Genomic DNA, 9,908 nt, shown 5'->3' with positions numbered 1-9,908 from the left:
GAAGAGGGCGTGGAGCGGACAGAGACGGAGGCCGTGATGCCTGCATATTCAGTGCTTGTGCTGGGGGAGTAATTCTATTGAATGAGTCGTTGGAAAGGGCAGAGAATCAGCAGGTGATCTCATTTCCGTGCCAGGACCGTAAAGAGGCGGCTGCGTTAGCTGATCAGATTCTGCCGGACGGTTTTGTATATCAATGATGGGATTTAACAGGGAAAAGGAAATTAAGGTTTTGCCGTAATCTGTCGATACAATAAGTGAAACCGTCAAACCACACAGCACTGATAAGGAGGACGGCACTATGCAGATAAACGGAGTGGGAAACAGTCATAGCGATACACATAATGTGACTACCTGTATTCATACACAGACGCATTCGCTGGAGGGAAAAGCAGGCGCTGCGTGGGAAAGCGCTTCCGCGACGCCCCAGTCTGCGGAAACGGTTACACAGCCCCAGGGAACCTTTTCCTTGTCCGCCTGGCTGAAAAGTACGCTGAATGCGGCAAAGACGTTTGCTCAGAATCTATGGGGAGGGGGCGTCCAGGAGACCTTGGAGGAAGGGAGCAAAGAGGCTTATCCTGAAAAAACAGTTTTACAGGAGCCTGTTTTGGAAGAGACCCAGGACGCTTCCGGAAAGCTGCACGGCCCCCAGGTGGCGGCGGGAGCGCTGGGAGTGCAGACCCCTCAGAGTCTGCTGCAGCAGAATCCTTACTTTTCCCCGGCGGAAGCTGCTGGGAGCGGGCAGGCCACGCTGGCCCAGAAGGTGAAAATCCGGTTCCAGAAGGTGTCGAAATACTTGACGGGACAGTTTTCCGGGAAAAAGGAGTTTCAGGCCAAGCAGGAGAGGCCCAGAGAAGATTTGCGCAGGCACAGCCGATACCGCCAGGATGATCTGGAAATCGACTGTGTGCTCACAGATGATTCCTATCTGCTGGATTCCTATGACAGAAAGGGAGAGTACCGAAAGCTGTCTGCAAAAGAATAGAATAGGCGTTTGCGAAACTCGCTGACAAAGTCACGAACCTAGTCATAATAACCAAAAACGGGTTCCGAAGCAGTAGCTCGTCACCCTTATTTTGGTTATTATGCCCAGTTTCTGATACCAGGGAGCGAGTTTCGCAATTACCTAAAAAAATAGAAAAGAGCCGGGAGCGTCCTGGAAGCCATCAAAATAGATGCTTTCAGGACGCTCCTTCTTTCTGCCCGGCCAGATATTCGCTGGGGGTCATTCCGGTGTATTTTTTAAACACCTGGCTGAAATATCTGGGATTGTTACGAAATCCCACTAACAGAGCCACCTCCTGAATATTACTGTTGTGATAGGAGGTCATGAGCTTTTTGGCGAGCGCAACCCGCTGTCTGTTCAGATAATGGGAGAAATGCTCTCCCTCCTCCAGCTGAAACTGCTTGCTGAGGTAACCCACACTGACAAAAAACTGGTTTTCCGCCAGCCATTTTAAAGAGAGGGTCTCGGAGTCTAAGTGTGCGTTCACATATTCCTTCACTCTGGGGATCAGAGTGGCTTTCTGGGGGCCGCATTTAGAGGCCTGCACGGGGAGGCGCCCAGACAGCAGACGGAGAGCCAGATTTTGAACCTCTTCCACAGTGCCGCTTCGGAAAAGAAGCTGCAGAGTGTGAAAATCGAAATCCTCCTTGGCGGAAAAAAGCGGTGAGGAGAACAGCAGGCGGATACATAGAAGGATGGCGGTGTCCACGTCTTTTACAGGAGAAAAGATATCCCGGACCAGTTTCTGGGCCTCATATTCATCGGAGAGGCTTTCCAACCCGCTGCAGGAAAACCCAAAGCTGTGGGCGGAAAGGGAAGGATTGCTGATTTCCTCCGGAGGCTGCATTTCATTGATCAGACTTATGGTCTGATAGCGGGAAATTTTACGGATGATTTCCCGATAGGCACAGGTAATGGTTTCAAAATGGATGAGCTGGCATTCCAGCTCCACCGACTGTCCGGGCCAGCTTCTGGATTTGACAAAACGCTGGAGTCGTTCTCCTGTGGAGAGGTCGTCTGCGGTATATAAGAGCACAAAGCTGTTGGTGACATAAAAGGCGGGCCACAGCACCTGTATGGACAGACGGCGGATGCAGCAATAAAATTCCTCCAAAAAGCGGGATAAGAAAGCAGGCTCCAGGAAGGAGGCAATGAAGCATGTCACATTGCCCTGGGGAAATCCCAAAAGATGAGTGTAGCGCTTCAAGATTTCCTCTGACGGACCGGAGGAATGAAAGGCATCGAAAAGAAAGCTTTTCTGTAAGGGAAGCCTTAATTTCTGCAGAAACTGGCTCTCCTGAGAAAGAAGCGCCTGTTCCTTTTTTCTGCGTTCTGCTATGATTTTTTGCAGCGTTGTGGCGAGCTCCTCTTTGCGCACAGGCTTTAAGTGATAATCCTTTACGCCGAATTTCATGGCGGACTGGGCAAAGGCAAAGTCGTCATAGCCGGACAGCACCACGAAATCAATATCCGCATCCAGCTTTTTCGCCCTTTCAATGAGCTCAAGACCATTGAGCAAGGGCATTTTGATGTCCGTAATGACAATATCGGGATATTCGTCGCAGATTTTATTGTAGGCATCCATGCCGTTTGAGGCGGTGCCCACAAGCTGGCACTCCAGCAAATCCCAGGGAAGGATGGCGGACAAGGAGGAAAGTACAATGGGTTCATCATCCACAAGCAATACACGATACATTCAGCTGTCTCCTTTCGGAATTATGAAATAGACCACTGCACAGGGGCCGTCGTTGTAAAAGTGCAGGCAGCACTGCTCGCCATAGATCAGCTGCAGCCTTTCGTTGATATTTCTAAGACCGATTCCGTGAACCTCAAGGGTGCTTGAGTGGCTTTGCTTCGGATGCCGGAGCTGGCGCTCCATATCATCCTCGAAGCGAGAGCCTGTGTTGGACACGGAAATATAGGTTCCCTTATCCTGATCCGATATGGTAAGAACGATCCGGCAGCTTTCTCCGGTCTCCTCTATGCTGTGCTTTATGGCATTCTCCACCAAAGGCTGAATGGAAAGCTTTGGTATCATCACATCAAGACAGGGTTCGTCTAAGGAGCTGAAAAAATGGATCAATTCCCGAAAGCGGACCTGCTGGATATGAATATAGCTGTCCAGATAGTCCAGCTCGTTGCGAATGGGAATGGTGGGAGCGCCGTCGGAAATAGAGGCCCGGAACAGGCAGGCCAGGGAGTGGGACATATCAGCAATATCAGGCACGCCGTGGGCCTCTGCCAGCAGATAAATGGAATCCAGCACATTATACAAAAAGTGTGGATGAATCTGCTGTTCCAGATTCCGGATAGCGGCGTCCTTCAGCAAAAGCTGCTTGCGATAGTTGTCGTGGACCAGTTTCTTATAGTTCAGCACAGTCTGATCAAACCTGCGGTGAAGCAGCCCGATTTCATCATTGCGTGTAGAGTAATCATAGGGTACGGGCAAGGGTTCTAAAGACCCGGACTCAAAATGCCGCATTTTTTCTTCCAGGGTGCGGAAGTGAGAGGTAATTCGCCGGACCAGCGCATATTCTGCGGCGACCACCACAAAAAATACAAGCACCAGCACAAAAAGTGCTGTCCAAAGAGCGTTGTTCAGCTGAAAAAACAAATTCTCGTAGTCAAAAAAATAAGTATAGCTCCAGCCCGTGTAGGGGAGGCTTCCAGACGCCGCAAAATATACGCCCTCAAAGGAGTGGATCACCTGATAGCTGTCGGAGGAAGGATAGTCGCAGGGAGCAATTTCCTCGGGAAAAGGATAGGGATAATACAGAAAATCACCGCCGGTGTCAAAGACAAGGCAGGCTTCTCTTGCTCTCTGGGACTGAGAGATGATTTTTTCCATATTCACTTCCACAAACAAAGTGGCCAGCTTATCCAGTTTCAGATATGCCTTCTGGCGGATCTGACGGGCGCAGAAGGCCGTATTTTCAAAATTACTTCCACCCCGCCAGACCAGGCGTCCCATGGCCTGGTCGGAGGCAGATTCTAAAGCCTTGAAGGCCTCGTCAGCATAGTCCCAGGAGGAGTATCCCATTCTCACAAAAGAACCGTCTCCCAGCATAAGGACGATAGACTCGATGGCAGTGTCGGAATTAAAATAAGAATAAAGATTGTCATAAAGCAGCCGCTTGCTGCGGGCCTTTTCCTCGGTGCTGTCCGCTGCGTGATATTGCGTCAGGGCCTGCTGAATCTGCTGATTTTCAATCAGATAATCGGTGGTGACTGCGATTTCCTTCAGGCTTGTCTCCAAATCGGCGACCAAAAAGTCCATGGCAAGCCGGGTCTTTGCGTAAAGCTCCTGATTGTATTTGTCTGTGATAAAACAGATTACGGAAATGCCTGTCAGACAGATGACGGACAGGGCCAAGGCAAAAATCAGCGCAAATTTTTTTGCCAGATTCAAATTGCGGAAAAAATATTTCATACGCATTCCGTAAATACACTCCTTATAAAAAACCTACCCCATTACAGTATGACATTTTCTCCAAAGCCTTGTAAAGTCAAAAAACGGCTGAGATTATATTAAAAATCCATACAATTACAAATATTGGAAAAAGACTGTAAAAAAAAGCCATTTTTTAAACATTGCAGTTTTCTTTTTTGTGTTTTCATTTTTTTTAAATTCTCTATAATAAATCGTATCAAAAGCGAAAAGGAAATGTTTCGGCAAAGCTGGGATGGAGGCTTGCAAAAGCGGACAAGGGAGGTGTGGAGATGAAAAGAGGCATCCGAATCGGTCTGGCTGGGTGCGGCGACATTGTGAAGCGTTATTATCTGCCGGCGTTAAAGCGTCTGCAGGAGGAGGGAAGGGTTTTTCTGGCGGCCTGCAGCGATCCGGACCTGGGAAGGGCAAAGGAGGCTGCGGCAGCAGGATTTCAAAGAGCGTATACAGATACCCTGGAAATGCTGGGGAGAGAAAAGCTGGATGGGCTGCTTATGGCAGTTCCGGTGGAACGGACGGCAGCCCTGGCAGTGGAGGCGGCGCCCATGGGAATTCCCATTATGCTGGAAAAGCCTCCGGCCCTTACGAAGGAGGAGGCAGACAGGCTCGCCGAGGCCTTTCGGAAACAGGGCATTTTACACCAAGTGGCCTTTAACAGGCACTTTATTCCGGTGGTACAGGATCTGAAGGAGAGGCTGAAAAAGGAGAAGGTGCAGAATATTGCCGTGCAGATGTGCCGCATAGGACGTGTGGAGCCCACCTTTTACACCACGGCCATTCACGGGATTGATCTGCTTCGATACCTGGCGGACGGGGACTATGAGAGCGTCTCCTTTACCTATCAGGATCTGCCGGAATATGGTCCCCATGTAAGCAATTTTCATCTGGACTGCTGTTTCGAAAACGGCATCCGGGGACAAATTACCATTTTGGTGGACAGCGGCATTGTAAATGAAAGAGTGTTTGCCTCCTGTAAAGGAACCGCTTGCTATGCGCACCTTCCTGTATGGGAGTGCAGTGACAGCCCTGGCGGCGTGACCATCTATAAGGGGGACCGCGTGGTGGAGCAGTTAACGGGACCGGTTGTGGGCAGCCCATTAGAAAATGCCGTGGCAAGCGGTTTTTACGGGGAAATTCTGCATTTTCTGCAGGCGGTGGAGAGCGGAAAGCAGCCCGGGGAAAGCATGGACTATGCCTTGCCGTTAGTGGAAATTGCACAGAAACTGCACAACAGGGAAAGGGAGTACAAAAAATGCTGACAAAGAGAGAATTGGAGGACAAGCTTCTGCTTGTGATAGACAAGCTCATTCATCTGGGAGGCGCCGACTACGAAATGGACAAAAAAACGGATGCAGAATCCCAGCGGATGGGAATGGTAGCCAGGGACTTCGGGTTTGAGGAGTGGGACTGGCCCCAGGGAATCGGATTGTACGGATTGTACCGGGCCGAGCAGGCACTTGGAGACGACAGATATCAGGAATTTTTCCGGGAATGGTTCAGACGGAATTTTGAACAGGGGCTTCCCTCCCGGAATATCAATACTACGGCCCCCTTCCTGACCCTGTCCTTTCTTTCCCAGGAATGGAAGGATAAGAAATACAGGGAGGAATGTATGCGTCAGGCGCTGTGGCTGATGGAGTCCCTTCCAAAGACCAGAGAGAACGGCTTCCAGCATGTGACCAGCGCAATCGGCGATAGAAAGGCCGTGCGGCTCAACGACAGCGAGCTTTGGATAGACACCTTGGTGATGGCAGTGCTTTTTTTAAACCGTGTGGGCAGCATGGAAAAGAGGGAGGATATGATGCAGGAGGCAGTGCATCAGTTTCTTCTGCACATAAAGTATCTCTATGACAAAAAAACGGGGCTGTTTTATCATGGCTGGAGTTTCCAGAGAGAAGATAATTTCGGAGAGGTATATTGGTGCAGGGGGAATTCCTGGTTTACCTTTGGGGTGCTGGAATATCTGGAGCAGTGCGGGAAAAATCTTTCCCAGGGTGTCAGAGATTATCTTGCAGATACCTTTAAAGCCCAGGTAAAGGCCCTTGTGTCCCTGCAGGACAAATCCGGCCTGTGGCATACCGTGTTAAAAGAGCCGGACAGCTATCTTGAGGTATCCGGAAGTGCGGGGATCGCTGCGGGAATTTATAAGGGGGTCCGGATGGGACTTCTGCCCGAGGAGTATAAGGATGCGGCTCATCGGGCTGTGGAGGCAATCTGCGCCAACATTTCCCAGGACGGCACTGTGGAGAATGTGTCGGCGGGTACAGCCATCGGCATGGACTCGGCTTATTATAAAAGCATCCATATCAGGCCCATGGCCTACGGGCAGTCACTGGTAATCCTGGCCTTAAGTGAGGCCTTGAGATAGCGCAGAAAGCGCAGGAAGGAGAAAGCGATGAAAAAGAAATGGATTGGTATCATGACAACGCTTGCAATGATGGCGTCAGTCCTTGCCGGCTGCGGCTCTGACGGGGGAGGAAACCAGACCCTGGTTTCCAAAGAGGCCCAGAGCCAGGAAACGGTACAGGAGAGCACACAAGAGGCTTCCGCCGCTGACGGTGAGGAAATTACCATCCGGGTAAGCTGGTGGGGAGGCCAGAGCAGGCACGATCTGACACAGCAGGTGATTAACCTGTATATGGAGCAGAATCCCAATATAAAAATTGAAGCGGAATTTACGGACTGGTCCGGCTATTGGGACAGATTGGCCACCCAGGCCGCCGGGGGAGAGCTGCCTGACGTGATTCAGATGGATTATTCCTATCTAAGCCAGTATGCCTCCAGCATGCAGCTTGCGGACCTGAACAGCTATCTGGAGTCCGGCGTCATAGACCGCTCTCAGATCAGTGACAGTATCATTGAAAGCGGCTCGGTGGATGGAAGCTGCTACGCCATTTCGCTTGGCAGCACGGCCCCCATGGTGCTCTATGACAAGGCTACAGTGGACGCGGCGGGAGTCACCATTCCCCTTAAGCCCACGCTGCAGGAGTTTTATGACATCTGCCAGGAGATTTATGACAAAACAGGGGTGCCCGCCTACTATGAGAGCGGCATGACTACCATTGAGTACAACGCCAGGGCTATGGGGACTGTGATTTACAGTGAGCTTCTTGCAGGAAACACCGAAGCGGCCCAGACCCATTTTGACTGGGTGGAGCAGTTTGCAACGGCCCCGTTTTGTATTCCGGCGGATATTTTGTCCGAGAAAAATCCCCAGGTGGTGGATTCTATGCCCATCAACGATTTGTCTACCTGGAATGTGTTTTCCTTCTCCAATTCCTTCTTAAGCATTTATGAGGCCTGCGGCGGGGACAGGGAGCTGGGAGTCTGCATGTATCCGTCGCTGCCCGACGCGTCTGTGGAGCCCATGTATTTAAAACCGGCCATGTTCTTTTCTGTGACGGAAAGCTCTCAGCACAAGGATGAGGCGGCAGAATTTATCGACTGGTTTGTAAACAGCAAGGAGGCAAATGAGATCCTAAAGGGCGAGCGCGGGATTCCCGCAAACAGCGCCATTGCAGATATGGTCAGCGGACTGGTCAGTGAAACAGAGGCCATTGTATATGACTATGTTGCAGAGGTAAATCAGGTTGCAACCGCTGTGGACCCGCCCACTCCAGCAGGCTACAGCGAGGTGGAGGCGGTGCTGACTTCCCTGGTAGAGGATATACGTTATGGAAACAAGACGGGGGCGGAGGCAGCCGCAGAGTTTGTGCCTGAGGCACAGAGTATTTTAGAGGCTGCACAGTAGAGCGCAGACAGGAAGGAGAATGCCTATGACACACAGAAAAAGAAAAGAAAAAATAACAGGATATTTGTTTATTTCACCGTTTATTGTGGGCTTTGTATGCTTTATCAGCATTCCCATGGTGATGTCGTTTGTGTTCTCCTTCACCCAATATGACATATTAACGCCGCCGGAGTTTATAGGACTGCAAAACTATATTACCATGTTTACCCAGGATAAGCTGTTTTGGAAGACCTTTGGCGTCACTATGTTCTATGTGGTGTTTTCCGTGCCCCTAAGGCTTCTTATGGCGCTGGTGGTGGCCCTGTTGCTGGTGCGGCCCGGAAAGCTGTCCGCTTTTTACAGAACCGTTTTTTACCTGCCCTCTATCATAGGCTCCAGCGTTGCTATAGCCATTTTGTGGAAGCGCATGTTTGCCAGCAACGGCATGATCAACGCGCTGTTAGGGGTTATCGGCATTGAGAGCAGCGCGGCGTGGCTTGGGAGGTCCCAGACGGCCATCTGGACCTTGATTCTGCTGGCGGTATGGCAGTTTGGGTCCTCCATGCTGATCTTTCTGGCAGGGTTAAAGCAGATTCCCCAATATCTGTATGAAGCTGCCACGGTGGACGGCGCCGGGTGGTTTACGAAATTTTTCAAGATCACCCTTCCCATGCTTACCCCTACCATATTTTTTAACCTGATTAATCAGCTGATCAACGGCTTTATGGCCTTTACCCAAAGCTACATTATCACTGAGGGGAAGCCTCAGAACAGCACTCTGTTCTATGTGGTCTATATGTACCAGAATTCGTTTAAATATAACAAGCTGGGATATGGGTGCGCCTTGGCCTGGTTTATGGTGCTGGTGGTGGGCGGCCTGACGGCCCTGATTTTCCTGACCCAGAAAAAATGGGTTTACTATGAGGCAGAGTAAGCCGGAAAGGAGAGGCGCATGAGGAAAAGAAGGATGAATGCGGTAATTTATCATGTATTTGTATTTCTGTTTGCATTGGTGATGATCTATCCCGTTTTGTGGATGATCTTCGGCTCCTTTAAGACCTCTAATGAAATCTTAAATTCGGCAGAGCGGCTTTTGCCGGAAGCCTTCAGCCTGGATAACTATATCACCGGCTGGAAGGGCTTTGCGGGATACAGCTTTTCCACATTTTTTAAAAATTCCCTGTTTATCTCCGCTGTTGCCACTCTGGGGGCGGTTGTGTCCTCCTCGCTGGTGGGCTTTGGATTTGCACGGTGCAGTTTTCCTTTTAAGAAATTCTGGTTTGGCTGTGTGCTGCTGTCCATGATGATTCCCTTTCAGGTAATTATGATTCCCCAGTATATTCTGTTCAACCAGCTTGGATGGGTGGGAACCTACCTGCCTTTAATTGTTCCCCAATACTGCGCCCAGGGCTTTTTCGTATTTTTGAATGTGCAGTTTATCAAGGGGATTCCCATAGAGCTGGACGAGGCGGCCAGAATTGACGGCGCTGGAACCGTGCAGATTTTTGTACGGATTATCCTGCCCCTGATTAAGTCCTCCATTGTCACAAGCGCAATTTTTTCCTTTATGTGGCGCTGGGACGACTTTCTGGCAGCACTGTTATATTTAAACAGACCCAGCAAATACCCGGTGAGTCTTGCCTTGAAGCTGTTTTCCGATCCCACCTCGGGCTCGGACTGGGGGGCTATGTTTGCCATGGCGACACTGTCTCTCCTGCCAATTTTTA

At 50.3% G+C, this 9,908-nt stretch carries 9 protein-coding genes; 7 read left to right on the top strand and 2 right to left on the bottom strand.

All coding sequences use genetic code 11. The features are described 5' to 3' along the window. Window positions 1-197: hypothetical protein (locus AC1WIP_RS06485; RefSeq protein WP_481141080.1), on the top strand; the 197-nt coding region annotated here is incomplete at its 5' end. Between the two features lie 101 nt (window positions 198-298). Continuing rightward, window positions 299-982 carry a hypothetical protein gene (locus AC1WIP_RS06480; RefSeq protein ID WP_318703168.1) on the top strand — a complete coding sequence of 228 codons (684 nt, stop codon included), beginning with the start codon at window positions 299-301 and terminating at the stop codon, window positions 980-982. A 196-nt stretch (window positions 983-1,178) separates the two neighbouring features. On the opposite strand, the gene AC1WIP_RS06475 is transcribed toward AC1WIP_RS06480, so the two are convergent. After that, window positions 1,179-2,699 (bottom strand): response regulator, encoded by a 1,521-nt coding sequence (locus tag AC1WIP_RS06475; RefSeq protein WP_481141079.1) that lies wholly within the window; start codon window positions 2,697-2,699, stop codon window positions 1,179-1,181. Then, window positions 2,700-4,439: a sensor histidine kinase gene (locus tag AC1WIP_RS06470; protein WP_481141078.1), complete on the bottom strand. Its 1,740-nt coding sequence runs from the start codon at window positions 4,437-4,439 to the stop codon at window positions 2,700-2,702. It lies immediately after the preceding gene. 284 nt (window positions 4,440-4,723) lie between these two features. Here AC1WIP_RS06470 and AC1WIP_RS06465 point away from each other — a divergent pair, with 284 nt between their 5' ends. The 5 genes from AC1WIP_RS06465 to AC1WIP_RS06445 form a co-directional block, all read left to right on the top strand. Then, window positions 4,724-5,710, top strand: coding sequence for a Gfo/Idh/MocA family oxidoreductase (locus AC1WIP_RS06465; protein WP_481141077.1), 987 nt, complete (start codon window positions 4,724-4,726; stop codon window positions 5,708-5,710). After that, window positions 5,704-6,819, top strand: a complete 1,116-nt coding sequence (locus tag AC1WIP_RS06460) for a glycoside hydrolase family 88/105 protein (protein WP_481141076.1) — start codon at window positions 5,704-5,706, stop codon at window positions 6,817-6,819. The genes AC1WIP_RS06465 and AC1WIP_RS06460 overlap by 7 nt, the downstream gene beginning before the upstream one ends. A gap of 27 nt (window positions 6,820-6,846) precedes the next feature. Further along, window positions 6,847-8,202 (top strand): ABC transporter substrate-binding protein, encoded by a 1,356-nt coding sequence (locus AC1WIP_RS06455; protein WP_481141075.1) that lies wholly within the window; start codon window positions 6,847-6,849, stop codon window positions 8,200-8,202. Window positions 8,203-8,227: 25 nt separating this feature from the next. Beyond that, window positions 8,228-9,115: a carbohydrate ABC transporter permease gene (locus AC1WIP_RS06450; RefSeq protein ID WP_481141073.1), complete on the top strand. Its 888-nt coding sequence runs from the start codon at window positions 8,228-8,230 to the stop codon at window positions 9,113-9,115. 18 nt (window positions 9,116-9,133) lie between these two features. Next, a partial coding sequence (locus AC1WIP_RS06445; protein ID WP_481141072.1) for a carbohydrate ABC transporter permease occupies window positions 9,134-9,908 on the top strand: 775 nt, incomplete at its 3' end.

It is taken from the genome of Acetatifactor sp., assembly GCF_982438285.1.
The sequence above is the reverse complement of the archived record's forward strand: the minus strand, read 5'-3'. Positions and strand labels throughout refer to the sequence as shown.